This is a genomic window from Blastococcus sp. SYSU DS0828 (genome assembly GCF_054050975.1).
Map to the genome: position 1 here is coordinate 23,072 of NZ_JBJHAK010000024.1, position 24,554 is coordinate 47,625.

At 73.7% G+C, this 24,554-nt stretch carries 25 protein-coding genes and 1 tRNA gene; 9 read left to right on the plus strand and 17 right to left on the minus strand.

All coding sequences use genetic code 11. The features are described 5' to 3' along the window. Positions 1-32: 32 nt before the first annotated feature. The 15 genes from atpB to argS all read right to left on the minus strand — a co-directional run bounded on the left by atpB (position 33) and on the right by argS (position 16,412). Positions 33-860, minus strand: a complete 828-nt coding sequence (atpB, locus tag ACI79Q_RS16870) for a F0F1 ATP synthase subunit A (protein ID WP_456589216.1) — start codon at positions 858-860, stop codon at positions 33-35. Beyond that, complete coding sequence (locus ACI79Q_RS16875) at positions 857-1,072, minus strand: AtpZ/AtpI family protein (RefSeq protein ID WP_456589217.1); 216 nt, start codon at positions 1,070-1,072, stop codon at positions 857-859. Before ACI79Q_RS16875 ends, atpB begins: the two co-directional genes overlap by 4 nt. A gap of 128 nt (positions 1,073-1,200) precedes the next feature. Then, positions 1,201-1,683, minus strand: coding sequence for a hypothetical protein (locus tag ACI79Q_RS16880; protein ID WP_456615066.1), 483 nt, complete (start codon positions 1,681-1,683; stop codon positions 1,201-1,203). Next, the gene (locus ACI79Q_RS16885; protein ID WP_456589219.1) at positions 1,680-2,948 is read right to left on the minus strand and encodes a glycosyltransferase family 4 protein; all 1,269 of its coding nucleotides are present in this window, start codon (positions 2,946-2,948) and stop codon (positions 1,680-1,682) included. Before ACI79Q_RS16885 ends, ACI79Q_RS16880 begins: the two co-directional genes overlap by 4 nt. A 3-nt stretch (positions 2,949-2,951) precedes the next feature. After that, positions 2,952-4,256: a serine hydroxymethyltransferase gene (locus ACI79Q_RS16890; RefSeq protein ID WP_456589220.1), complete on the minus strand. Its 1,305-nt coding sequence runs from the start codon at positions 4,254-4,256 to the stop codon at positions 2,952-2,954. A 172-nt stretch (positions 4,257-4,428) separates the two neighbouring features. After that, positions 4,429-5,076, minus strand: a complete 648-nt coding sequence (locus ACI79Q_RS16895) for an L-threonylcarbamoyladenylate synthase (RefSeq protein WP_456599557.1) — start codon at positions 5,074-5,076, stop codon at positions 4,429-4,431. 17 nt (positions 5,077-5,093) lie between these two features. After that, positions 5,094-5,951, minus strand: coding sequence for a peptide chain release factor N(5)-glutamine methyltransferase (gene prmC / locus ACI79Q_RS16900; RefSeq protein WP_456615072.1), 858 nt, complete (start codon positions 5,949-5,951; stop codon positions 5,094-5,096). Then, the gene (gene prfA, locus ACI79Q_RS16905) at positions 5,948-7,027 is read right to left on the minus strand and encodes a peptide chain release factor 1 (protein ID WP_456589222.1); all 1,080 of its coding nucleotides are present in this window, start codon (positions 7,025-7,027) and stop codon (positions 5,948-5,950) included. Before prfA ends, prmC begins: the two co-directional genes overlap by 4 nt. Positions 7,028-7,141: 114 nt before the next feature. Continuing rightward, the gene (rpmE, locus tag ACI79Q_RS16910; RefSeq protein ID WP_456589223.1) at positions 7,142-7,375 is read right to left on the minus strand and encodes a 50S ribosomal protein L31; all 234 of its coding nucleotides are present in this window, start codon (positions 7,373-7,375) and stop codon (positions 7,142-7,144) included. A gap of 136 nt (positions 7,376-7,511) precedes the next feature. Beyond that, complete coding sequence (gene rho, locus ACI79Q_RS16915; protein WP_456589224.1) at positions 7,512-9,692, minus strand: transcription termination factor Rho; 2,181 nt, start codon at positions 9,690-9,692, stop codon at positions 7,512-7,514. A gap of 247 nt (positions 9,693-9,939) precedes the next feature. Further along, on the minus strand, positions 9,940-10,893 hold the full coding sequence (thrB, locus tag ACI79Q_RS16920; protein WP_456615067.1) for a homoserine kinase: 954 nt from the start codon (positions 10,891-10,893) through the stop codon (positions 9,940-9,942). Then, positions 10,890-11,966 carry a threonine synthase gene (gene thrC / locus ACI79Q_RS16925; protein ID WP_456589226.1) on the minus strand — a complete coding sequence of 359 codons (1,077 nt, stop codon included), beginning with the start codon at positions 11,964-11,966 and terminating at the stop codon, positions 10,890-10,892. The genes thrB and thrC overlap by 4 nt, the downstream gene beginning before the upstream one ends. Continuing rightward, positions 11,963-13,261 (minus strand): homoserine dehydrogenase, encoded by a 1,299-nt coding sequence (locus ACI79Q_RS16930; RefSeq protein ID WP_456599556.1) that lies wholly within the window; start codon positions 13,259-13,261, stop codon positions 11,963-11,965. Before ACI79Q_RS16930 ends, thrC begins: the two co-directional genes overlap by 4 nt. Beyond that, positions 13,258-14,751 (minus strand): diaminopimelate decarboxylase, encoded by a 1,494-nt coding sequence (lysA, locus tag ACI79Q_RS16935; RefSeq protein WP_456589228.1) that lies wholly within the window; start codon positions 14,749-14,751, stop codon positions 13,258-13,260. The genes ACI79Q_RS16930 and lysA overlap by 4 nt, the downstream gene beginning before the upstream one ends. Beyond that, on the minus strand, positions 14,751-16,412 hold the full coding sequence (gene argS, locus ACI79Q_RS16940; RefSeq protein WP_456589229.1) for an arginine--tRNA ligase: 1,662 nt from the start codon (positions 16,410-16,412) through the stop codon (positions 14,751-14,753). The genes lysA and argS overlap by 1 nt, the downstream gene beginning before the upstream one ends. 155 nt (positions 16,413-16,567) lie before the next feature. On the opposite strand from argS, the gene ACI79Q_RS16945 reads away from it, so the two are divergent. The 3 genes from ACI79Q_RS16945 (at position 16,568) to ACI79Q_RS16955 (ending at position 18,129) form a co-directional block, all read left to right on the plus strand. Then, positions 16,568-17,293: a DUF3105 domain-containing protein gene (locus ACI79Q_RS16945; RefSeq protein ID WP_456615068.1), complete on the plus strand. Its 726-nt coding sequence runs from the start codon at positions 16,568-16,570 to the stop codon at positions 17,291-17,293. 28 nt (positions 17,294-17,321) lie between these two features. Then, entirely contained in the window at positions 17,322-17,984 is a 663-nt protein-coding gene (locus ACI79Q_RS16950; RefSeq protein ID WP_456599553.1) for a DUF305 domain-containing protein, read from the plus strand. A gap of 70 nt (positions 17,985-18,054) precedes the next feature. Next, positions 18,055-18,129: transfer RNA gene (locus ACI79Q_RS16955), tRNA-Arg, on the plus strand. A 148-nt stretch (positions 18,130-18,277) separates the two neighbouring features. On the opposite strand, the gene ACI79Q_RS16960 is transcribed toward ACI79Q_RS16955, so the two are convergent. Continuing rightward, complete coding sequence (locus ACI79Q_RS16960; RefSeq protein WP_456589232.1) at positions 18,278-18,664, minus strand: cupin domain-containing protein; 387 nt, start codon at positions 18,662-18,664, stop codon at positions 18,278-18,280. A gap of 262 nt (positions 18,665-18,926) precedes the next feature. Here ACI79Q_RS16960 and ACI79Q_RS16965 point away from each other — a divergent pair, with 262 nt between their 5' ends. The 4 genes from ACI79Q_RS16965 (at position 18,927) to ACI79Q_RS16980 (ending at position 22,146) form a co-directional block, all read left to right on the plus strand. Next, positions 18,927-20,558 carry a sodium-dependent transporter gene (locus ACI79Q_RS16965; protein ID WP_456589233.1) on the plus strand — a complete coding sequence of 544 codons (1,632 nt, stop codon included), beginning with the start codon at positions 18,927-18,929 and terminating at the stop codon, positions 20,556-20,558. Beyond that, the gene (locus ACI79Q_RS16970; protein ID WP_456589234.1) at positions 20,555-20,689 is read left to right on the plus strand and encodes a methionine/alanine import family NSS transporter small subunit; all 135 of its coding nucleotides are present in this window, start codon (positions 20,555-20,557) and stop codon (positions 20,687-20,689) included. Before ACI79Q_RS16965 ends, ACI79Q_RS16970 begins: the two co-directional genes overlap by 4 nt. Positions 20,690-20,773: 84 nt before the next feature. After that, a complete protein-coding gene (locus tag ACI79Q_RS16975; RefSeq protein WP_456589235.1) occupies positions 20,774-21,670 on the plus strand; it encodes an alpha/beta fold hydrolase in 897 nt (298 codons plus the stop codon). Between the two features lie 56 nt (positions 21,671-21,726). Continuing rightward, complete coding sequence (locus ACI79Q_RS16980; protein WP_456589236.1) at positions 21,727-22,146, plus strand: hypothetical protein; 420 nt, start codon at positions 21,727-21,729, stop codon at positions 22,144-22,146. Here ACI79Q_RS16980 and ACI79Q_RS16985 read toward each other — a convergent pair. Next, positions 22,136-22,906: an SDR family NAD(P)-dependent oxidoreductase gene (locus ACI79Q_RS16985; RefSeq protein WP_456589237.1), complete on the minus strand. Its 771-nt coding sequence runs from the start codon at positions 22,904-22,906 to the stop codon at positions 22,136-22,138. The two genes, ACI79Q_RS16980 and ACI79Q_RS16985, sit on opposite strands and share 11 nt — an antisense overlap. A gap of 180 nt (positions 22,907-23,086) precedes the next feature. Between ACI79Q_RS16985 and ACI79Q_RS16990 the strand changes: the two genes are divergently transcribed. After that, the gene (locus ACI79Q_RS16990) at positions 23,087-23,509 is read left to right on the plus strand and encodes a hypothetical protein (protein WP_456589238.1); all 423 of its coding nucleotides are present in this window, start codon (positions 23,087-23,089) and stop codon (positions 23,507-23,509) included. Then, entirely contained in the window at positions 23,430-24,554 is a 1,125-nt protein-coding gene (locus ACI79Q_RS16995) for an alpha/beta fold hydrolase (RefSeq protein WP_456599552.1), read from the plus strand. Before ACI79Q_RS16990 ends, ACI79Q_RS16995 begins: the two co-directional genes overlap by 80 nt.

Below are 24,554 nucleotides of genomic sequence, written 5' to 3' on the forward strand. Positions count from 1 at the left end.
TGGGGCGACCGCGGCGCGGCCACCTGATCAGATCAGTGCGCGGCCTCGACGGAACCGTTGAGGTAGGTGCCCATCAGCATGGTGAAGACGTAGGCCTGCAGAAAGATGATCAGCAGCTCGAAGAACGTCATCACGATCGCCATGAGCGCCGACAGCGGGCCGAAGACGGCCGAGAAGTTGCCCACCGTGAACAGGTAGGTGGCGCCCAGCGCGAAGGTGACCAGCAGCATGTGGCCGGCGAAGAGGTTGGCGAAGAGCCGGATCGCCAGGGTGAACGGCCGCACGACGAAGTTCTGCAGGATCTCCAGCGGCGTCACCAGGATGTAGGCCGGCTTCGGCACACCCGGCAGGAACATGATGTCGCGGAAGTAGGGCCACAGGCCCTGGTTCTTGATGCCGACCCCGATGTAGACGACCCAGCAGATCAGTGCCAGGACCAGCGGGAAGGCGAACCGCGCCATCGGCGAGATCTGGATGCCGGGGATGATCGCCAGCAGGTTGTTGGCCAGGATGAAGAAGAACAGCGACGCCAGGAAGGGTGCGAACGGCAGCCCCTTGGGGCCCACCACGTCGCGGGCGATGCCGTCGCGCACCAGCGAGTAGCCCGACTCGCCGATGAACTGCAGCCGGCCGGGGACGATCGCCGCCTTGCGCGCCGACAGCACCAGGAAGACCAGCATCGCGGCGGTGGCCAGCCACATCGCCAGGATGATCCGGTCGAAGTCGAACTGGATGCCGAGCAACGAGAAGCCGAAGAGGGTCTCGGGGAAGAACTCGCCGATCCCCGGGGGCGTGAAACCGCCGCCGGGATCGCTCTCCACAGCGAGCACGCCGCTGAGCGCGGAAGCGCTGGAGGTCACCTTCGTCCCTTCTGCGTCCTGCCGGGCGGGCTTCGTCGCCCGCCCTGGGTGCTGCTGGCCTCCTCCGACCCGGGGAGCGGGTCGAAGGCCCCGAACTTCACGGCGACCACGTAGATGGCAACCGCGACTCCGAGAAGGATGCCCACCGGCAGGAAGAACCGCGTCTCCAGCCACCGGTCGAGCACCCACCCGACCCCGCCCCACACGGCCATCCCGGAGAGGATCGTCCCGGTGACCGCCCAGCCAGCGTCCGCCCCGGAGGGCTGACGAGCCGGGCTCGCAGGGCGTGGACGAGCGCCTCCGTCTCCGGAGGTTTTGTCGGCCATCGGCTCGGACACTATCAGCCGCCCCCGTCGCCGCTCGGCGGGTGCTCGACGGTCCCCCGTCCGGGTGGTGCCGGCGGGGGCACGTAGAACACCTGCCGCGTCCACACCCAGCGCAGCTGGATCCCGCTCCAGAGGAGCGCGCCGACCACGACCGACCACGCGAGCGTCCGCTGGTCGAGCCAGCCCTCCTCGGGCAGGGCGCGCAGCACGCCGAAGAGCACCATCGCCTTCACCATGAATGCGAGCAACGCCACCGGGAGCGTGAGCGTGTCACCGATCCGGCCGGCCCAGGCCACCGCCAGGCCGGAGACGGCGAAGAACGCCGTGACGATGACCGCGCCGACCAGCACCGCCACCGCGTCGCTGCCCTCCCCCAGCAGCCACGCCAGCGCTGCCGCGACGACCGCGACGGCGGCGGTGACGAGTGCCCCGACGCGGAGGAAGGAGACGTCCCAGGTGCCGCCGGTGGCCGGCGGGGTGGTGCGCGAGGTGCTCATCCGACGGTCTCCCGGGGATCAGGGGAACTGGTCCCAGCGGCGGGTGGTGCGACCCCGGCGGCCCGGCGGTGCGGCGCCGCCCGGGGGACGGCGGCACGTGCGGTCGGATGGTCGGCCCGGCTGCGCCGGCGCTGCGCCTCCATCTCGGCGGCGCGGGCCTCCCGGGCCGCCCGGCGCGCCCGCGGGCTGAGCACGACGACCACGCCGACGACGAGCAGGACGGCGATCGCCACGAGCAGCTCGACCTGCCCACCGGTGATCGAGAGCCCGACCGCGCCGAAGGAGAGCAGGGCCGCCCAGAAGTACATGACGAGCACCGCGCGCTTGTGCGAGTGCCCGATCGACAGCAGCCGGTGGTGCAGGTGCATCTTGTCCGGAGAGAACGGTGAGCGTCCCGCGCGGGTGCGCCGGACGACGGCCAGCACCAGGTCGGTGAAGGGGATGAAGAGGATGGCGATCGGCACGAGCAGCGGCAGCGTCAGGGGCAGCAGGCTGGCGGCGGAGCCGAAGGTCTGCGCGTCCACCCGCCCGGTGGCGGTGACCACCGCGGCCGACAGCATGAGCCCGACGAGCATCGAGCCCGAGTCGCCCATGAAGATCCGCGCCGGGCTGAAGTTGTGCGGAAGGAAGCCCAGGCAGGTCCCGGCCAGCACCGCGGTGATCAGTGCCGGGGCGCTCGCGACGTCACCGTAGCCGGTCAGCCCCAGGTTGTAGCTGTAGGCGAAGAACGCGAGCGCGGCGATCGCCGAGACCCCCGCGGCGAGGCCGTCGAGCCCGTCGATGAAGTTCAGCGCGTTCACCGCGAACACGGTCAGCAGGATGGTCAGCGGCACACCGACGTCCGGGCCGAGCGAGACGGTGCCGATGTCAGCGAACGGCAGGAAGAGGAACGCCAGCTGCACGCCGATGAGGACCATCACGCCCGCGGCGGCGATCTGACCGGTGAGTTTCGTCAGCGCGTCCAGGCCCCACTTGTCGTCGAGCACCCCGAGCGCGCAGATGAGCCCGCCCGCGACGAGCACCGCGTAGACCTGGGTGTCGTCGAAGGTCCGCTGCAGCGCCGGCAGCCGCGAGGCGACCAGGACGGCGGCCACCACGCCCAGGTACATGGCGACGCCGCCGCCCCGCGGGGTCGGGATGACGTGCACGTCGCGCTCACGCGGGGCCGCCATCATCCGCAGCCGGATCGCCATCATCCGCACCACGGGCGTGGCCAGGAAGGTGACCAGCGCCGCGGTGAGCAGGACGACGACGTACTCGCGCACGGGTCAGACGGTCCGCGTCGGCTCGGGGGAGGCAGTCGGCCGGGTCGGGTGAGGGTAGGCGGGGTGGGCACCGACCAGCTCGCGGACACCCGCGGCCACCTCGGCGGTGCGGCTGCCGTCGGCGTCCCGGATCGCGGCACCGATCAGCGAGGCGATCGACTTCATGTCGGCCTCGGTCATGCCCTGGGTGGTGACCGCGGGGCTGCCGACCCGGATGCCCGAGGCGACCGAGGCCGGCTGCGGGTCGAACGGGATCGCGTTCTTGTTCAGCACGATGCCGGCGGCGCCGCACCGGGCCTCGGCGTCGGCACCGGTCACCCCGGTCTCCTGCAGGTCCAGCAGCGCCAGGTGGGTGTCGGTGCCGCCGGCCACCGGCCGCAGCCCCTCGGCGGCCAGGCCCTCGGTGAGCGCCTGCGCGTTCGCGATCACCTGGCGGGCGTAGGCCTGGTACTCCGGCTGGAGGCACTCCTTGAAGTTCACCGCCTTGGCGGCGACGGCGTGCATGAGCGGGCCCCCCTGCATCATCGGGAAGGCCGCCTTGTCGATGGCCTTGGCGTGCTCCGCCTTGCACACGATCGCGCCGCCGCGCGGCCCGCGCAGCACCTTGTGGGTGGTGAAGGTGACCACGTCGGCGTAGGGCACCGGGCTCGGGATCGCCTTGCCGGCGACCAGGCCGATGAAGTGCGCGGCGTCGACCATCAGGATCGCCCCGACCTCGTCGGCGATCTCCCGGAAGAGCGGGAAGTCGATCAGCCGCGGGATGGCCGAGCCGCCGCAGATGATCATCTTGGGCCGGTGCTCCCGGGCCAGGTCGCGCACCTGGTCGTAGTCGATGTGCTCGGTCCGCGGGTCCACGCCGTACTGCACCGCGTTGAACCACTTGCCGGAGAAGGAGACCTTCGCGCCGTGGGTCAGGTGCCCGCCGTGCGGGAGCGCCATGGCGAGGAGGGTGTCACCCGGCTGGAGGAAGGCGCCGTACGCGGCCAGGTTGGCGTTGGCGCCGGAGTGCGGCTGGAGGTTGGCGTGCTCGGCGCCGAAGAGCTCCTTGGCCCGGGCGATGCCGATCTCCTCGGCGCGGTCGACGACCTCGCACCCGCCGTAGTAGCGGCGCCCCGGGTAACCCTCGGCGTACTTGTTCGACAGCGTGCTGCCGAGCGCCGCGAGGACGGCCGGGCTGGTGAAGTTCTCGCTGGCGATCAGCTGCAGCCCACCGCGCAGCCGGTCCAGCTCGTCGGTGACCACGTCGGCGATGTCGGGATCGACGGCGGCCAGGGCCCCGAAGTCCGGTCCCCAGTAGGGCGTGCTCATCTCGGTCGCGCTCCAGAACGTCCGTGCGGGCGCCCGCGGTACCCGGCTCCGGGCGCGCGGCGGTCAGTGCTCCACGGTATCCCTCCGACGCGTGCGGACAGGTGACCCGAGAAGCGGCCCCGTCCCGGAGCCCGCCCTGAGCGTGCGCAGGCTGGGGAGGACGGGGGTCCTCCTAGTCGGTGAGCTCGGGCGCGATCTCGCGCAGCCGCTCGACCGGGACGGCGCCGACGCGCAGCACCCGAGGTGCGGGGCCGGTGCAGTCGACGATCGTGCTCGCCGCCGAGCTGTCCCGCGGGCCGCCGTCGAGCACGACCGCGGCGTGCTCGCCGAGCTGCTGCACGGCCTCCTCCGCGCTGGTCGCCGCGGGGCGACCGGAGCGGTTGGCGCTGGAGACGGCGAGCGGCCCGGTGCGGCGGAGCAGGTCGCGGGTGAGCTCGTCGTCGGGCAGCCGGACGGCCACCGTGCCCTCGGCGTCACCGAGGTCCCACGCCAGCGACGGGGCGTGCTCGAGCACGAGGGTGAGCCCACCGGGCCAGAACTCCTGCGCCAGGCGCGTGGCGACCGCGGGGGTCTGCAGCACCAGCCCGGCCAGGGTGGAGGCCTCGCCGACGAGCACCGGGACCGGCATGGCCCGCCCCCGGTTCTTGGCGGCCAGCAGCCGGGTCACCGCTGCGGGCGCGAAGGCGTCGGCGGCGACGCCGTAGACGGTGTCGGTCGGGAGCAGCACCAGCTCACCCCGGCTGATGGCCGCCGCGGCGGCGTCCAGGCCGGCGGCGCGGGCTTCGGGGTCGGAGCAGTCGTAGAGGTCGGCCACGGACATGCAGTCTTCCGCAGGGCTCAGCCGGAGCGGCGAGCGGTGGTGAGGCGGGGGCGGCCGGCGAGGTCGGGGTGGTCGTGGACGTCGGTGAACCCGCCGTGGGCGCGGACGACGGCGGGCAGTGCCTTCCCCTGCTGATCGGCGTGCTCGATGCCCAGCCAGCCGCCGGGCCGCAGCAGCCGGGCCGCGGTGACCAGCAGCCCGCGCACGACGTCCAGCCCGTCGGGGCCGCCCCAGAGGGCCAGCGGGGGGTCGTGGTCGGCGACCTCCCGGGGCACCCGCGCGCCGTCGGGCACGTACGGCGGGTTGCTGACCACGAGGTCGACGGCGCCGTCCAGCTCCCGCAGCAGCTCCGGATCGGTCATGTCCCCGGCGACGACGTCGACCGGGGTGTCCCCCGCCGCGGCGCGGGCAGCGGCGTTGTGCCGGGTCCAGCCGATCGCCCCGGGATCGCGTTCCACCGCCGTCACCCGCGCGCCGGGGTGCTCGTGGGCGAGGGAGAGGGCGATCGCCCCCGAGCCGGAGCCGAGGTCGACGACGACGGGCGCCGCGACGCCGGCCAGCCGCGTGAGGGCCCAGCCCACCAGCTGCTCGGTCTCCGGCCGCGGCACGAACACCCCGGGCCCGACCGCGAGCTCCAGGTACCGGAAGGGCGCCCGGCCGGTCAGGTGCTGCAGCGGCACGCGGTCGGCGCGCTGGCCGAGCAGCTCCTCGAACCGTTCGGCGGCCGCGTCGTCGACGGCGTCCAGGGTCAGCAGCCGGGTGCGTGCCACCCCGAGGACGTGGGCGAGCAGCAGCTCGGCGTCCACCCGCGGCGACTCGACGCCGGCCTCGGCGAGGCGGCGGGACGCCGCCGTGAGCAGCGCGCGGGCGCTCAGGAGCCGGCCGCCAGCAGCTCGGCGGTGTGGGCGCTGACCAGCGCGTCGATGACGCCGTCGAGGTCGCCGTCGAGCACCTGGTCGAGGTTGTGCGACTTGTAGCCGACCCGGTGGTCGGAGATGCGGTTCTCCGGGAAGTTGTAGGTGCGCACCCGCTCGCTGCGGTCGACGGTGCGCACCTGGCTGCGCCGCTGGTCGCTCGCGGTCGCCGCGGCCTCCTCGCGGGCGGCCGCCAGCAGCCGGGCGCGCAGCACGCGCAGCGCGGACTCCCGGTTCTGCAGCTGGCTCTTCTCGTTCTGCGAGCTGACCACGATGCCGCTGGGCAGGTGGGTGATGCGGACCGCGGAGTCGGTGGTGTTGACGCTCTGCCCGCCCGGGCCCGAGGAGCGGAAGACGTCGATGCGCAGGTCGTTCGGGTCGACGCTGACGTCGACCTCCTCCGCCTCGGGCAGCACGAGCACCCCGGCCGCGGAGGTGTGGATGCGCCCCTGGCTCTCGGTCACGGGCACCCGCTGGACCCGGTGCACGCCGCCCTCGAACTTCAGCCGCGACCAGATGCCCTCGTCGGTGCGGGACTTGACCGCGATCGCGACGTCCTTGTACCCCCCGAGCTCGGCCTCGACGGCGTCGAGCACCTCGGTGGACCACCCGCGCCGCTCGGCGTAGCGCAGGTACATGCGCATCAGGTCGCCGGCGAACAGCGCCGACTCCGCGCCGCCCTCCCCCGCCTTGATCTCGAGGATGACGTCCTTGTCGTCGTCGGGGTCCTTGGGCAGCAGCTGCTCGCGCAGCCGGTCGGTCAACGCGGCGATCCGCCGCTCGAGCGCGGTCGCCTCCGCGGCGAAGGATGCGTCCTCCGTGGCGAGTTCCCGGGCCGCGCCGAGGTCGTCGCGCGCCTCGTCGAGCGCGCGAGCGGTCTCCACGAGCGGAGCCAGCTGGGCGTAGCGACGACCCATCCGGCGGGCGCGGGACTGGTCGGCGTGCACCGCCGGGTCGGCCAGCTCCTGCTCGAGGCGCGCGTGCTCGGCGAGCAGCCCGGCCAGCCGGTCGGGCGCCGACGTCTCGGTACTGCTCATCGCTGCTGCCTCTCGGGACGGGGGTGCTCCACCACCGTGGAGCAGCCGGACGGAGCTGGACATGACGACGGCGCCCGTCCCACCGCGAGGGTGGGACGGGCGCCGTCGGGGGTGCTACTGGGCGTCGGTCGAGGCGCCGGCGGCGCGCTTGCCGAACCGCTTCTCGAAGCGGGCGACGCGACCGCCGGTGTCGAGGATGCGCTGCTTGCCGGTGTAGAAGGGGTGGCAGGCGGAACAGGTCTCGACGGTCAGCTGACCGGTCGGGCTCGTGCTGCGGGTGGTGAACGTGTTGCCGCAGCCGCAGGTCACGGTGGTGACGTTGTAGGCCGGGTGGATGTCGGGCTTCATGGCTGCGCCTCTTCTGCGGAGTCTGTGTCGTTCAGTGCTGTGAACGCCGGGGACCGGACGGCTATTTCCGGCCGCGCCGACGGGGCTCAGCTGCTCAGTATCCCTGATGCTCGAGCCCCGCCGGCGGGCGGGAGGGTCACTCCCCGCCGGGGCCCAGCGTCGTCTTCTGGATCTGCATGAGGAACTCGACGTTGTTGCGCGTCTTCTTCAGCTTGTCGAGCAGCAGCTCCAGGGCCTGCTGCGGCTCGAGCGCGGCGAGCACCCGGCGCAGCTTGATGACGATGGCCAGCTCGTCGGGCGACATGAGGATCTCCTCCTTGCGGGTGCCCGACGCGTTGACGTCGACCGCCGGGAAGACCCGCTTGTCCGCCAGCCGGCGGTCCAGCTTGATCTCGGCGTTCCCGGTGCCCTTGAACTCCTCGAAGATGACCGTGTCCATCGTGGAGCCGGTCTCGACCAGCGCCGAGGCGATGATCGTCAGCGAGCCACCGTTCTCGATGTTGCGGGCCGCGCCGAGGAAGCGCTTGGGCGGGTAGAGCGCCGTGGAGTCGACACCACCGGAGAGGATGCGCCCGCTGGCGGGGGCCGCCAGGTTGTATGCGCGGCCCAGGCGGGTGATCGAGTCCAGCAGGACGACGACGTCGTGGCCCATCTCGACCAGGCGCTTGGCCCGCTCGATGGAGAGCTCCGCCACCGTGGTGTGGTCCGCCGGCGGCCGGTCGAAGGTCGAGGCGATGACCTCGCCCTTCACCGAGCGCTGCATGTCGGTGACCTCTTCCGGACGCTCGTCGACCAGGACGACCATCAGGTGGCACTCGGGGTTGTTCGTCGTGATCGCGTTGGCGATCGACTGGAGCACCATCGTCTTGCCGGCCTTGGGCGGGCTGACGATCAGCGCGCGCTGCCCCTTGCCGATCGGCATGACCAGGTCGATGACCCGGGTGGTCAGCAGGTGCGGCTCGGTCTCCAGCCGCAGGCGGTCCTGCGGGTAGAGCGGGGTGAGCTTGGTGAACTCCGGCCGGTTGCGGGCCTGCTCCGGGTCCAGCCCGTTGACCGTGTCGAGGCGGACCAACGCGTTGTACTTGTCCTTGCGCTCGCCCTCGCGCGGCTGGCGGACCGCGCCGGTGATGGCGTCACCGCGGCGCAGCCCGTAGCGGCGCACCTGCGACAACGAGACGTACACGTCGTTCGGCCCGGTCAGGTAGCCCGACGTCCGGACGAACGCGTAGTTGTCCAGGACGTCGAGGATGCCGGCGACGGGCAGCAGGACGTCGTCCTCGCTGACGGTCGGCTCGCCCGCCTCGAAGCGGTCCCGGTTGCCGCCGCCGCGCTTGTTGCGGTCGCGGTACCGGCGACCGCGGCGACCGCGGCCACCCTCGAAGTCCTCGTCGTCGTCCTCGGCGGGGCGCTCGTTGCGGCCGCCGTCGGTGCGGTTATCGGTGCGGTTGTCCGGCCGACCGCCCCGGTCGTTGCGGTCCCGGTCGGGGCCCCGGTTGCCGTCGCGGGCGCCGCCGTCCCGGTTGCCCCGCTCCGCGCGGTCGCCGCCGTCGCGGGTGGCGCCGCGCTCGGCGCGGTCGTTGTTCTCCCGGCCGCCGTCGCGGTTGCCGGCGCGCTCGCCCCCGTCGCGGGGGGTGCCCCGCTCGGCGCGGTCGTTGTTCTCCCGGCCGCCGTCACGGCTGCCGTCCCGCTCGCCGCGGTTGCGGCCGCGGGTGCGCTGCGGACGATCGCCGTCGCGCTGCTCGTCCTCGCGCGGGCCGGCCGGTGCCGACTCCGCTGCGGGGACCGCCGGTGCCTCGGTGGGAGCCTCCGCCGGAGCGGACACCGCCGGCGCGGAGCCCTCGGTGGGGGCGCCGGGCGATCCCACCGCTGGGGCGGAGCCCTCGGCGGGGGCGCCGGGCGATCCGGCGGGGCGGCTGGCCGCACGCCGCGTGCGGACCGGCGCCTCCGTGGTCAGGGGGCCGCCGTTGGCGCCGCCGCTGACCGGGGCCTCGAGGGGGGCCGCCGACGCGGCGACGCCGGCCGGGGCGTCGGTGCCGCCGGTGGAGCCGCTCTCCGTCTGCGGCGCAGGCGCGCCGCCCTCGGAGCCGGCGCCCACCTGGCGGGCGGAGATGGCGGCGACCAGGTCGCTCTTGCGCATCCGGCCGGTGCCGGGGATGCCCAGCTCGCCGGCCAGGCGCTGCAGCTCGGGCAGGAGCATGCCCGACAGCCCGTTGCCGCGGCGGCGGGGACGGCCCGCCGTCCCAGAAGCGGCAGTGCCCTCGGCGGAGGCGGCGGCATCGGGCGCGCCGGTCGTGCCGAGGTCGGTGGTTTCGCTCACGTACAGGTCCTTCCCTGCGGGTGACCTGCGCGTCTCAGCGCAGGGGGTGCCCGGTCCCCGGCGGACCGGCCCGGAGGGCGGGTGCGCGTCAGGAGACAGGTCGAGAGGTGCGAGGCGGATCAGCGGCGAAGAGGTTCGGACATCTGCTTCGGCCCCGCGCGAGGCTCACCCGAGTGGGCGGCTACGCCGTGAGCCTAGTCGCAGCTCACGGGCAGGACAACACCGGATGATCTCGGCGTGTTCCCCGTTATCGAGACGATACCTGGCGCACGGGGCGGTCGACGCGCGCCCCCGTCGGGTCCACCTCGAGCGGCAGCACCGACCAGTTCCCGGGAACCAGCGCGGCGATCTCCTCGATCTCCTCGGCCCCGGCCGCCCGGTCGTCGCTCCGCACCGTCCGCCGGCCCAGCACCAGGACCGACGGCCCCGCGCCGGAGACGACCGCCGGGTGCCCGGCCTCGCGCAAGCGGTCGATCAGCGCGAGGGTGCCCGGCATCGCCGCGGTGCGCTGCCGCTGGTGCAGGCGGTCCTCGGTGGCCTCGAGCATCGAGGTGCCCGAGGTCAGGGCGTGCACCAGCAGCGCGGACCGGCCCGCGTTGAAGGCGGCGTCGGCGTGCGGCACGACGTCCGGCAGCAACCCGCGGGCCACCTCCGTCGACAGCGTCGCGTCCGGCACGAGGACCACGGGGAGCACGTCCTCGTGCACGGGCAGGCTGTCCGCGCCGACACCCCGCTCACCGGTCCACGACAACGTCAGCCCGCCGAGCAGGCAGGCGGCGACGTTGTCGGGGTGACCCTCCAGCTCGGTGGTGAGCCGCAGGACGGCGTTCCCGTCGACCGTGTCGACGTCCGGGCACAGCGACCAGGCCCCCAGGACCCCCGCGACGACGGCCGCGGCGGAGGAGCCCATCCCCCGGCCCTGCGGGATCGCGTTCTCGGCGACCACCCGCAGGCCCGGTGGCGTCCAGCCCAGCTCGGCGCAGGCGGCGCGGAAGGCGCGCACCACCAGGTGCGACTCGTCGGTGGGCAGCTCGCCCGCACCGGTGCCCTGCACCTCGACCGACAGCCCGCCGGGCTCGACCGCGAAGGAGACGTGGTCGTGGCGGGTCAGCGCCAGGCCGGCGCAGTCGAACGCCGGCCCGAGGTTCGCGCTGGTCGCCGGGACGCGGATCGTCACCCGGTCGGGGTCGAGGACGCTCACAGCCCGAGCTGCGCCGCGGCGGCCGCGGCGTCGACCGGCACGGTCAGCGGCGCCGGCGCGCCGGAGATCGCCCACTCCGGGTCCTTGAGACCGTTCCCGGTGACGGTGCAGACGATCCGCTGGCCGGGCTCGAGCTCCCCGGCGTCGGCCACCTGGAGGAGGCCCGCGACCGACGCCGCCGACGCCGGCTCGACGAAGACCGCCTCGCTGCGGGCCAGCAGCCGGTAGGCCGACAGGATCGCCCGGTCTGTGACGGCGTCGATGCGCCCGCCGGACTCGTCGCGCGCGGCCAGCGCCTTCGTCCACGAGGCGGGGTTGCCGATGCGGATGGCGGTGGCGATGGTGCTCGGGTTCTCCACCACCTGGCCGGTGACGATCGGGGCCGCGCCGGCGGCCTGGAAGCCCCACATGCGCGGTGTGCGCGTGGCGGGGCCGTCGTCGGCGTACTCGCGGTAGCCCTGCCAGTAGGCGGTGATGTTGCCGGCGTTGCCCACCGGCAGGCAGTGGATGTCCGGGGCGTCGCCGAGCACGTCGACGATCTCGAAGGAGGCGGTCTTCTGCCCCTCGATCCGGTACTGGTTGACGCTGTTGACCAGGCTGACCGGGTAGTCGATCGCCAGCTTGCTGGCCAGCGCCAGGCAGTCGTCGAAGTTGCCGTCGACCTGCAGCAGCTTGGCGCCGTGCACCAGCGCCTGGGCCAGCTTGCCCATCGCGATCTTGCCCTGGGGCACGAGGACGGCGCAGGTCATGCCGGCGCGGGCGGCGTAGGCCGCGGCGCTCGCGCTGGTGTTGCCGGTGGAGGCGCAGATGACCGCCTGCGCCCCTTCCTCGAGCGCCTTGGTGATGGCCATCGTCATCCCGCGGTCCTTGAAGGAGCCGGTGGGGTTCGCCCCTTCGACCTTGAGGTAGACGTCGCAGCCGGTGCGCCGCGACAGCTCGCGCGCCGGCACCAGCGGGGTGGCGCCCTCCTGCAGCGTGACCACCGGGGTGGTGCCGGAGACCGGCAGGCGGGACCGGTAGGCCTCGATGAGACCGGGCCAGCCCGGGGACACGACCGACGACGAGACCGTCATGACAGACCCTCCACGCGCAGCACGCTGGTGACGCCCCGGACCGCGGGCATCTCCCGCAGCGCGGCGATGGTGGCCGACAGCGCCGCGTCCGGGGCGCTGTGGGTCACGATGACCAGCGTCGCGGCGTCCCCGCGGCCGGTCTGCCGGACCGTGGAGATGCTCACGCCGTGCTGCGCGAACTCCTGCGCGACGGCGGCGAGCACACCCGGCTTGTCGGCCACGTCGAGGCTGACGTGGTAGCGCGTCGGCGTCTCGGCCATGGGACGGACGGCGAGGTCGGCGTAGCCGGTGGGGCCCTGGCCCGAGGCGCCGGCCACGCGGTTGCGGGCGACGGCGACGAGGTCCCCCAGGACGGCGCTGGCGGTGGGCTCTCCCCCGGCGCCCTGGCCGTAGAACATCAGCTGCCCGGCCGCCTCGGCCTCGACGAAGACGGCGTTGAACGCGCCGCCGACGGAGGCGAGCGGGTGGGCGGTCGGGATCATCGCCGGGTGCACCCGGACGGCCACCGAGTCGCCGTCGCCGTCGGTGGCGGGCACGCGCTCGCAGATGGCCAGCAGCTTCACCGTGCAGCCGATCTCGGCGGCGCGGGCGACGTCGCTGGCGGTCACCGTGGAGATGCCCTCCCGGTGGACGTCCGCGGCCGAGACCGGCGTGTGGAACGCCAGCGAGGCGAGGATCGCGGCCTTCGCGGCGGCGTCGAAACCGTCCACGTCGGCGGTCGGGTCGGCCTCGGCGTAGCCCAGCTCGGTGGCCTCGGCCAGCGCCTCGCCGAAGCCGGCGCCGGTCTCGGCCATCCGCGACAGGATGTAGTTGGTCGTCCCGTTGACGATGCCCACGATGCGGGACAGCTGGTCACCGACCAGCGACTCGCGCAGCGGCCGCAGGATCGGGATCGCCCCGGCCACCGCGGCCTCGTAGTAGAGGTCCACCCCGGCCTTCGCGGCCGCGGCGTGCAGGGCGACGCCGTCCTCGGCCAGCAGCGCCTTGTTCGCGCTGACCACCGACTTGCCCGCCTCGAACGCCGCCAGCATCAGCGAGCGCGCCGGCTCGATGCCGCCGATCACCTCGACGACGAGGTCGACGTCGTCGCGGGTCACCAGCCCGTGCGCGTCGGTGGTGAGCAGGTGCGCCGGGACGTCGGGGTGGTGCGCCGGGCGGCGCACGGCGACGCCGGCCACCTCCACCGGGCGGCCGATCCGCGCGCCGAGGTCGTCGGCCTGCTCCTGCAGCGCCCGCAGCACCGCGCCGCCGACCGTCCCGCAGCCCAGCAGGGCCACCTTGAGGGGTCCGTTCACGAGGTCGCTCCCGCGGGGTGCTCGGGCGCCGGCTGGTCGATGGCCGGCGAGGGGGCAGGGCGGTCGGCGAGGACCGCGTCGAGGGCGAACACGTCCGACAGTGTCTGACGTCGCACGATCTCCCTGGCGGCGCCGTCCCGGACGGCGACCACCGGGGGCTTGAGCAGGTAGTTGTAGTTGCTCGCCATCGACCAGCAGTAGGCGCCGGTGGCGGCGACGGCGAGCAGGTCACCCGGCTGGACGTCGGAGGGCAGCCACAGGTCCCGGACCAGGATGTCGCCGCTCTCGCAGTGCTTCCCGACCACCCGGCACAGGGCCGGCGGGGCATCGGAGACGCGGTTGGCCAGCACGCACGTGTAGGCCGCGTCGTACAGGGCGGTGCGGATGTTGTCGCTCATCCCGCCGTCGACCGACACGTAGTTGCGCACCTGGGGCGCGCCCGGGGCCCCGCTCGCGCCGAGCCGCACCGGCTTGATCGTGCCGATCTCGTACAGCGTGACCGTGCCCGGGCCCGCGATCGCACGACCGGGCTCGACCGCCAGGCGCGGCACCGGCAGCCCCAGCTGGGCGCACTCGGCGGCGACGACGGCGCGCAGCCGGGTCGCGACGTCCACCGGGCTGACCGGGTCGTCCTCGGCCAGGTAGGCGATGCCGAAGCCGCCGCCGAGGTTGAGCTCGGGAAGCACCTGACCGGTGGCCTGGTGCACCTGCCCCATCAGCCCGACGACCCGGTGCGCCGCGGCCTCGAAGCCGGCGGTGTCGAAGATCTGCGACCCGATGTGGCTGTGCAGGCCGGTCAGCCGCAGCGCGGGCTCGCGGATGACCCGCACCGCCGCGGTGAGCGCGTCACCGGTGGCCAGGGAGAAGCCGAACTTCTGGTCCTCGTGCGCGGTGGCGATGAACTCGTGGGTGTGCGCCTCGATGCCGACCGTCGCGCGGATCAGCACCGGCACCGGCGTCCCGCCATCGGCGACCCGCTTCTCGGCGAGCGGCACCAGCCGGTCGATCTCGTCGAAGGAGTCCAGGACGACGTGCCCGATGCCGGAGTCGACGGCCAGCTGCAGCTCGACCAGGGACTTGTTGTTGCCGTGCAGCGCGATCCGCTCCGCGGGGAAGCCGGCCGCCAGGGCCAGCGCCAGCTCGTTGCCGCTGCAGGCGTCCAGGTGCAGGCCGTCATCGGCGATCCACCGGGCCACCTGGCCGCAGAGGAACGCCTTGGAGGCGTAGTGGACGTCGGCGTCGGCGAACGCCCCGGCGAACTCCGCGGCGCGCCCCCGGAAGTCGTCCTCGTCCAGGACGAACAGCGGCGTCCCGTGCGCGCGGGCGAGATCGGTCACCGGGCGGCCGCCGAGGTGCAGCTCGCCGTCGACCCGCCGCGCCGTCCGGGGCCAGACGTGCGGGTCGAGCGACCCGAGCTCGGCCGGCGGCGCGCCGGCGGCCGTCGGCGGGGTGATGGTCCCGTGCAGCGGCCCTGCGGGGTGGGCCCGCATCACATGCGCTCCGGCGCGGTGACGCCGAGCACCCCGAGGCCGTTCCGCAGCACCACCGCGGTCGCCGCGCACAGCCACAGCCGGGCGGTGGTGAGCGGGGTGGTCTCCTCGTCGCCGCGGGGCAGCACCCGGCAGGCGTCGTAGAAGCGGTGGTAGGTGCCGGCCAGCTCCTCCAGGTAGCGGGCCACCCGGTGCGGCGCGCGCAGCTCGGCGGCGGAGGTGAGCACCCGCGGGAACTCGCCGATCGCCCGCAGCAGGTCGTTCTCCCGCTCGTGCACCAGGGCGGCGCCGTCGACATCGGCCGCCTCGCCCAGCGCGATCCCGAGGTCGGCGGCGTTGCGCAGCACCGAGGAGATGCGGGCGTGCGCGTACTGGACGTAGAAGACCGGGTTGTCGTTGGTGCGCCGGCTCCACAGGTCGACGTCGATGTCGATCTGCTGGTCGATCGAGGCACGTGCCAGGGCGTAGCGCGCCGCGTCCACCCCGATGGCGTCGACGACGTCGCTGAGCAGCACGATCGTCCCTGCCCGCTTGCTCATGCGGACCGGGGCACCGTCGCGCACCAGGTTCACCAGCTGGCCCAGGACGATCTCCAGGTTCGCCTCGGGATCGTCGCCGGTCGCCGCGACGAGCGCCTTGTAGCGGCCGACGTAGCCCGAGTGGTCGGCCCCCAGCACGATGACGACCCGGTCGAACCCGCGGGCCCGCTTGTCCAGGTAGTAGGCGCAGTCGGAGGCGAAGTAGGTGGTCTCGCCGTCGGCCTTGACCAGCACCCGGTCCTTGTCGTCGCCGAAGTCCGTCGTCCGCAACCAGACCGCACCGTCGGCCTCGTAGACGTGGCCCTGCTCCCGCAGCCGGGCGAGCGCCTTGTCCAGGGCTCCCGACCGGTGCAGCTCCCGCTCGCTGAACCAGACGTCGAACTCGACACCGAGGTCGAGCAGCGACTGCCGGATCTCGGTCAGCATCAACTCCATGCCGCGCTCGCGGAAGACGTGCAGCTGGGCGGCGTCGTCGCGGTCCAGCACATCCGGTTCGGACATGCGGATCTGCTGGGCGATCTCGTCGATGTAGGCGCCGGCATACCCGTCCTCGGGCACCGCCCGCCCGTGGGCCGCGGCCTGCAGGCTGCGGCCGAACCGGTCGATCTGCGCGCCGGCATCGTTGATGTAGTACTCGCGGGTCACCTCGGCGCCGGCGGCCTCCACCAGCCGGGACAGCGCATCCCCGATGGCGGCCCACCGGGTGTGCCCGATGTGCAGCGGGCCGGTCGGGTTGCCCGAGACGAACTCGACGTTCAGCCGCTGCCCGGCGAGGGCCCCGGTGCGCCCGTACGCGTCCCCGGCGGTCACGGCCTGGACGGCGATGAGGCCGAGCGCGCCCTGGGCGAGCGTGATGTTGAGGAAGCCCGGCCCGGCGATGTCGACGCCGGCGATACCCGCGTGCGTGCGCAGCTCGGCGGCCAGCAGGTCGGCGACCTCACGCGGCGGGCGACCGGCGGGCTTGGCCAGCCGCAGGGCGACGTTGGTGGCGTAGTCGCCGTGCTCGGGGTTGCGCGGCCGCTCGACGACGACCTCCGCGGGGACATCGACGGGCAGCGCGCCTCGCTCGACGACCGCGGCCACGGCGGTACGAACGACGTCCTGAAGCTGCTCCGGTGTCACCCGGCGAGCGTACTGACCGGCTTCCGGTGGCCCGCCGGGCCGCCCGGCTCCCAGCTTCCGCACAGGCGCGCGACCTAGACTCGCCCGCGGTGAGCGGGGCCTACCCGCGCGCCGGAACGCAGCGGCGCGGATGCGCCCCGTAACGAGGAGAGGCCTTGGCCAAGGACCGCACGCCCGACAAGAGCCGAGCCAGCGGTGGTGGGGCCACCCGGTCCGGTGGGCGGGCGACCGGTGGCCGCACCCGGCCGCCGACGCAGGTCGTGGCACAGCAGCGGCCGTGGGGGCTGATCGCCGCCGCGGTGGCGGTGGTCGTCTTCGCCGCGGCCGTCATCACCTGGGCCGTCGTCCAGGTGCGGGCGGCAGACGCCTCGCGCGTGGACTCGATCGACGAGATCGCCGGCGCGCAGACCTACGAGTACGAGGGCGGCCTGCACAACGACGGCCCCATCGAGTACAGCGAGTCCCCGCCGGTCGGCGGCGAGCACGCCAACCTCTGGGCCGACTGCACGGGCACCGTCTACGACGTCGACATCCGGCACGAGAACGCGGTGCACAGCCTGGAGCACGGCGCGGTGTGGATCACCTACAACCCCGACGAGGTCTCCGATGCGGACGTGGAGAAGCTGGCCGAGCTGGTCGACGGCGTCTCCGGCCGGATGCTCTCGCCGTACGAGGGGCAGGACACCCCGATCAGCGTCCAGTCGTGGGGCCACCAGCTGAAGGTCGACAGCGCCGACGACGAGCGGATCAAGCAGTTCGCCGACCTCATGACCTACAAGCCGGACAGCTTCCCGGAGCCCGGCGCCACCTGCGAGAGCCCGACCTTCCTGGCCGACCCGCTGCTGGAGAGTGCGGACGCAGGCGCGACGTCCGACCAGTGACCGCCGCCGTCCACCGGGAGGTGACCCCGTGACCGCGCCCCACCGCTCGCCCACCCGCGGCCTGCGCACCGCCCTGCTCGCCGTCATCGCCGTCGGGCTGGTGCTGCTCGGCGGCGGGCTCGCCGTGGCGCTGGGCATCGGGCGGGGCACGCCCACGCCGGCCGCCGACTCGGTCGACGCCGGTTTCGCCCGGGACATGTCCCGGCACCACCTGCAGGGCGTCGAGATGGCCAACCTGGTCGACGAGCGCAGCGACGACCCCGAGCTCGAGCACCTGGCCTTCGACATCTCGGCCGCGCAGACCAACCAGGCGGGGCGGATGCAGGGCTGGCTGGCGCTCTGGGGGCTGCCCCAGTCCGGCGAGCCCATGACGTGGATGCCCGCGGACGAGCACGCCGGTCACGACATGGGCGCCATGGACACCGCCGCGGACATGCCCGGCATGGCGTCCACGGAGGAGCTGGCGGAGCTGCGGAGCCTGTCGGGCACGGAGTTCGACGTCCGGTTCCTCCAGCTGATGATCCGCCACCACCAGGGCGGCTTCGACATGGCCCGCTACGCGGCCGAGCACGCCGATGTGGAGGCCGTGCGCGACCTCGCCCGGTCGATCGAGCAGGCGCAGGGCGTGGAGACGACGACGATGACGCGGATGCTCACGGCCCGGGGCGGAACCCCCCTCCCCGAGCCGTGACCCGCGGCGCAGGAGCCGCCGCACGGGGCGGGGTCGGGGGCTGGTAACTTCTCCCCTGCCCCACCACCGAGCCCCCGTAGCTCAGGGGATAGAGCACCGCCCTCCGGAGGCGGGTGCGCAGGTTCGAATCCTGCCGGGGGCACCACCAGCCGCTGACCGTCGCCCGCGTGGACCGACCGTTGGCCGCGGACGAACAGCGGGAGAGGCCCCACCGGCCCCGGAGACGGGTGCCAGCGGGGCCTCTCGCGCGTTCCGGACGGGCCGACGCCGCGCGACGCCACGGGCGTGCCGGCTCACTCCTCCCCGGAGAACCGGTACACCACGTCCTCGACCGAGTCGGTCGCGAAGGCGTACACGAAGCGCAGCGGCTCCTCCGCGGTGTTCCGGATGCCGTGCTCGGCGTTCCCGGGGATGAAGACGGCCGACCCGCCGGCCACGGGGTGCTCGACCCCGTCCAGGACGACGACCCCGGTGCCAGCGATGACGTGGTAGACCTCGGCCTGGATGTGCCGGTGCCGACCGAGCCAGCCGGCGGGGGGCAGCTCGGCGAGGCCGGTGTAGAGCGAGGACGTCGGCGTCCGGTCCCGGCTGATCAGCACCTGGAAGGCGACGTGGCCCCGGACCGGGTCGTCCCACACCTCGGTCTCGGCCTCGGCTGCGGTGCGCACCACGGGTTCCATGCCACCGGGCTGCCCCGGGAGACGCCGGCGCAACCCCGTTCTGCGGTGCGGCGCGGCCCCGTGCTCGCCCCGCGGCCGGTCGGGAGGACGGCTCCAGGTGCCGACGACCAGGACGCTGGGGATCAGGACCCGGACCGCGGCCCGGCCCGCTAGAGTCCGGGCGTTCGACGTGGCCCCAGTTCTGGCACCTCCCGCCGACGGCCCATCGGGACCGGTGTTCGAGGTGCTCGCAGGATCGGCAGACCACCACGCAGGAGGTCAGATGAGCACGACAGCGGGAGACGGCACCCCGCAGACGCACGAGGAGCGCCGGCGCGGCGCGTTCAGCTCCCGCCGCGTCTTCATCCTGGCGGCGATCGGCTCGGCGGTCGGGCTCGGCAACATCTGGCGGTTCCCCTACGTCGCCTACGAGAACGGCGGCGGCGCCTTCCTGCTGCCCTACCTGGTCGCGCTGCTCACCGCCGGCATCCCGTTCCTCCTGCTCGACTACGCGATCGGCCACCGCCACCGCGGCTCCGCGCCGCTCTCCTTCGCCCGGCTGCGCCGCGGCACCGAGGGGCTCGGCTGGTGGCAGGTGGGCATCTGCTTCGTCATCGCCGTCTACTACGCCGCGGTGCTCGCCTGGGCGCTGCGCTACACCCTCTTCTCGCTCGACCAGGCCTGGGGCGCCGACCCGGAAGGCTTCTTCTTCGGCGAGTTCCTGCAGGCCGGTGACGTCGAGGTCACCGCCGACGTGGTGCCCGGGGTGCTCGTGCCCCTGGCGCTGGTCTGGCTGGCCGTCCTCGTGATCATGGCCCTCGGCGTCCAGCGCGGGGTCGGTATGACGTCGCTGGTCCTGATCCCGGTGCTGGTGCTCGCCTTCGCCGCCCTCGTCGTGCAGGCGCTGCTGCTGCCGGGCGCGGGCGCGGGCCTCGACGCGTTCTTCACGCCGGACTGGTCGGCGCTCACCTCGGCCCCCGTCTGGGCCGCCGCGTTCGGCCAGATCTTCTTCTCGCTGTCGGTCGGCTTCGGCATCATGATCACCTACGCGTCGTACGTCCGCCGCCGCGAGGACATGATCGGCTCCGGCCTCGTCGTGGGCTTCTCGAACTCCAGCTTCGAGCTGCTCGCCGGCATCGGCGTGTTCGCCGCCCTGGGCTTCATGGCCCAGGCGAGCGGGGACGCGGTCGGCGACGTGGTCGACGGCGGGATCGGCCTGGCCTTCATCGCCTTCCCCACGATCATCAGCGAGGCGCCGGCCGGCGCCCTCCTCGGCGTCCTGTTCTTCGGGTCGCTCGTCGTCGCCGGCATCACCTCGCTGATCAGCGTGATCGAGGTGGTGATCTCGGCGGTCCGCGACAAGCTCGACACGAGCCGCCTCACCGCGACCCTCGCGGTCGGCGTGCCGGCCGCGGTGCTGAGCCTGGTGCTCTTCAGCACGACGAGCGGCATCTACGTGCTCGACGTCGTCGACCGCTTCGTCAACCAGTACGGCATCCTCGTCGTGGCGCTCGTCAGCATGCTGGTCGTCTCCTGGCTGGTGCGGGCTCTGCCCCGTCTCAGCGAGCACCTCAACGTCCACGGCCGGCCGCGGGTCGGCACCGGCTGGCGGGTGCTGACCAGCGTCGTCGCCCCGGCGGGCCTGGCCATCGTGCTCGTCTTCACGGTGCGAGAGGACCTCACCGCGCCCTACGGGGCCGGGGACTACCCGACGTGGCTGCTGCTGGTCTTCGGCTGGTTGATGGCTGTGGCGCTCCCGCTGGTCGGCTTCCTCCTCGCCCGGCTGCCGTGGCGCTCCGGGACCCACCTGGACGGGCCGCCACCCGGCTCCGACCCCGCGGCGCCGCTGCACGCGACCTCCGCGGCGGACCCGAACCGCCCGGGAACCGGGCACGACGAGGGAGGCCGGCGATGAGCGCCGAGGCGATCGCGATGATGGTGGTGGCGATGGTCGTCATCTGGGGCGGCCTCGTGCTGGCCGTCGCCAGCCTGCTGCGCCACGGGAACGTCGAGGACCGCGCCGAGAACGGGCACCGGGACCGCTGACCCGGCGCACACGGCAGGCCTGACAGCCCCTCGCCCGCCCGGGCCGCGACCTGAGTGCCGGACGGCTGCACTAGCGTCCGTTGCATGGAGACCAGCGGCATCCACATGGCCCGGGTGGGCGATCTCGAGCTCGCCTACGAGACGTTCGGCGAGACGGCGGATCCGCCGGTCCTGCTCGTCATGGGGCTGGCCACCCAGATGATCGGCTGGCCCGACGACTTCTGCCGCGGCCTGGCCGAGCAGGGGCTGTTCGTCATCCGCTTCGACAACCGCGACATCGGGCTGTCCACCCACCTCGACGGCGCCGGCGCCCCGGACGTCCTGGCGATCCTCGGCGGCGACCGCTCCTCGGTCGCGTACTCGTTGACCGACCTCGCCGAGGACACCGTCGGCCTGCTCGACACCCTCGGCCTCGACAGCGCGCACGTCGTCGGCGCCTCGATGGGCGGGATGATCGCCCAGCTGGTGGCCATCTCCCACCCCGACCGGGTGCGCAGCCTTACCTCGATCATGTCGACCACCGGCGACCCGGCCGTGGGCGCCCCGGACGAGGCCGCCATGGGGGTGCTCCTGGCCGCACCGGCGGGCGACCGCGAGGGCGCGATCCAGCGCGTCGTGGACACCTACCGGGTGATCGGCTCTCCTGGCTTCGAGTTCGACGAGGCCGCGGTGCGCGACCGGGCCGGGCTCTCCTTCGACCGGGCGTACGACCCGGCCGGCGTGGCCCGGCAGCTGGCCGCCATCCTCACCACGCACGACCGGACCGCCGACCTCGCCCGGGTCGCCGTGCCCACCCTCGTGATCCACGGCGAGCAGGACAGCCTGGTGAACGTCTCCGGCGGTCGCGCGACGGCTGCGGCGGTCCCGGGGGCGGAGCTGCTGGTCGTCGACGGCATGGGCCACGACCTGCCGCGCGAGGTCTGGCCGCAGCTCACCGACCGGATCACCGCGCTGATCGAGCGCGTCGAACGCCGAGCGTGACCACCGCTCCGGCGGCCCTACCGGTGACCGGCGGAACCGCATAGCGTCGGACAACTGTGAACTGGGTCACCATCGAGGTCTTCGACGGCGGCACCCCCGCCTCGGGATGGCTGCGCGCCTGGCACGACCTGCTCGTCGAGACGGCGGTGACGTCCGGCGCCCGGTTCTGGGACGAGCACGAGCACCGCTGGGGCGTCGTCCTGGAGTTCGTCTTCGACGAGGAGGGCCAGCGCGACGGCTTCCGCGACGCACCGGCGGTGCGGGCGGCGCTCGACGCCGCGCCCGACCCGGTCAACGGCGTCCTGGTCTACCCGCACCGGGGCGGCGGGAGCGGCAGCCGCCACCCCCGCCGCCCGCGACCGCTGCGCGACAGCGGGGCGGCCGCGCTGCCGGAACCGGACCCCGACGCCGACCGGGTCCGCCCGTGCACCGCCCGCGCCGACCTCGCCGCCGCGGACCCGTCGCTCAGCTGGTGAGCATCCCGCCCTCGACCGGGATGGTGGTGCCGGTGACGTACCCGCCGGCGTCGCTGACCAGGAAGACCAGCGCAGCGGCGAGTTCCTCGGGCTCGCCCTTCCGCCCGACGAGGACCCGGGACAGCTGCGACTCCAGGTAGCCCTCGGGGTACTGGTCGGTCATCTCCGAGGTGAAGAACCCCGGCGCCAGCGCGTTGACGCGGATGCCCTTGCGCCCGGTCCACTGCTGGGCGAGGTCACGGGTCAGCCCGATCAGCCCCGCCTTGCTCGCGGCGTAGGCCGCCTGCGGCAGGCCGGCCGTGGTCAGCCCCAGCACGCTGGAGATGTTGACGATGGAGCTGCCGGGCTGCATCACCCGGCCGCAGGCCTGGGCCATCCAGTAGCAGCCGTTGAGGTTGACGTCGATGACCTGCCGGAACTGCTCGGGCGTCTCCCTGGTCGCCGGCGCGGCGGTGCCCACACCGGCGTTGTTCACCAGGATGTCGACCTTGCCGAACTCCGCCACGGCCGCGTCGACGAGGGCCTGGCAGTCCTCGGGCCGGGACACGTCGGTGGCCACGCTGATCGCGCGCCGCCCGGCCGCCTCCACCGCGCGCTGGGTGTCGGCCAGCCGGTCGACCCGGCGGGCCCCCAGGGCGACGTCGCAGCCGGCCTCAGCCAGGGTGCGGGCGAAGACCGCCCCCAGCCCGGAGGACGCCCCCGTCACGATGGCGACGCGGTCGTCGAGGCGGAACAGGTCGAGGATCGAGCGGTCGGGCATGAGCGGGGATCTCCTCGCAGACGATGGGGTGTCCCGCCACCGTATCGGCCGTGTGCGGTAGATCACCGGTCGAGCCGGGTAGGGGCGCTGGGTCCAGACACCGGGCACAGGGAGACCGACCATGACCGACCTCGCGCAGCAGCCGCTCGACCGCGCGGCGCCGGCGACCGGGGAGCGCCGGTGAGCGCCCCGATGTGGCGACAGGCCTACGACGCCGCCGAGCGCGCGATCGCGCCCCGGGCCGACGACCTGGTCCGCAGCGAGTACTTCTCCCTGGCCACCGCGCTGCTGCGTCGCGCGCAGACCGTCGCGGGCAGTTCCGTCCGGGACCTGAGCGCGCGCGCCTGGCACCTGGTCAACCTGCCCGCGGGCAGCGACATCAGCCGGCTGCGCGCGCAGATCGGCTCCCTGGACCGCGAGGTGCGCCGGCTGACCATCCAGCTGGAGCAGGAGCGGCGACGCGGCTCTCCGTCGCGCCCCGGCCCGGCCCGAACGACGACCGCCCCGACCACGGAGGACAGCGATGCCGACGGTGCCCAGCCCGCAGACGGTGCTCGACCGCGTCCGGCGCGACGTCGAGCGCAACACCCTGCGCGCCCGTAACGGCATCAAGCTCGTCGCCGGCGTCGACCGGCCCGGTGTCGGGCAGACCCCCAAGGACGTCGTCTGGCAGCGGGGCCGCACCCAGCTCTGGCACTACCGCAACGACCCCGACCCCTATGGCGGCGTCCGCTACGGGCCACCGCTGCTGATCGTGTTCAGCATGATCAGCAAGAGCTACATCCTCGACCTGACGCCCGGCAACAGCTTCGTGGAGCAGCTGCTGAAGGCCGGTTTCGACGTGTACATGCTCGACTGGGGCGAGCCCGACGAGCGCGACGCGGGCAACGGTCTCGAGGACTACGTCGACGACTACATCCCCGCCGGGGTCGACCGCGTCCTCGAGCTCTCCGGCGCCGACGAGGTCAACCTGTTCGGCTACTGCTTCGGCGGGAACCTGGCCCTGCTCTACGCCGCGCACCACCCCGACGCGCCGCTGCGCAGCCTCACCGTGCTGGCGACACCGGTCGACTTCCGGCACATGGGGCCGCTCGCCGACATCTTCGCCGTCGGCGGGATGGACGTCGGCTCGGTCCTCGACGCGGACGGCAACGTCCCGCCCTCGGTCGTCGTCCAGGGTTTCCGGGCGCTGACCCCGACGGCGGAGGTGACCCGCTACGTCACCCTGTGGGAGCGGCTCTGGAACGACGAGTACGTCGCCTCCTACCAGGCGATGACGGGGTGGTCGGACGACCACGTGCCCTTCCCCGGCGCCGCCGCGCGGCAGACGGCGGAGATGCTGGTGCGGAACAACGGCATGGTCGACGACCGGCTCGCCGTGGGTGGGGACCCGGTGCACCTCGCCGACATCCAGGTGCCGTTCCTGACCGTGCGGGCCAACCGCGACCACATCGTGCCGCCGGACGCCACCGCACCGCTGATCGACCTGGTCGGCTCCCCCGACAAGCACGAGCTCTGCCTCGACGCCGGACACATGGGGCTGGTCGTCGGGCGCACCGCGGCGAAGACCACGGTGCCCACGATCATCGACTTCGTCCGCCGGCGCAGCGACCCGCTCGACGCCGACGAGACCAGCCAGGAGGCCTGA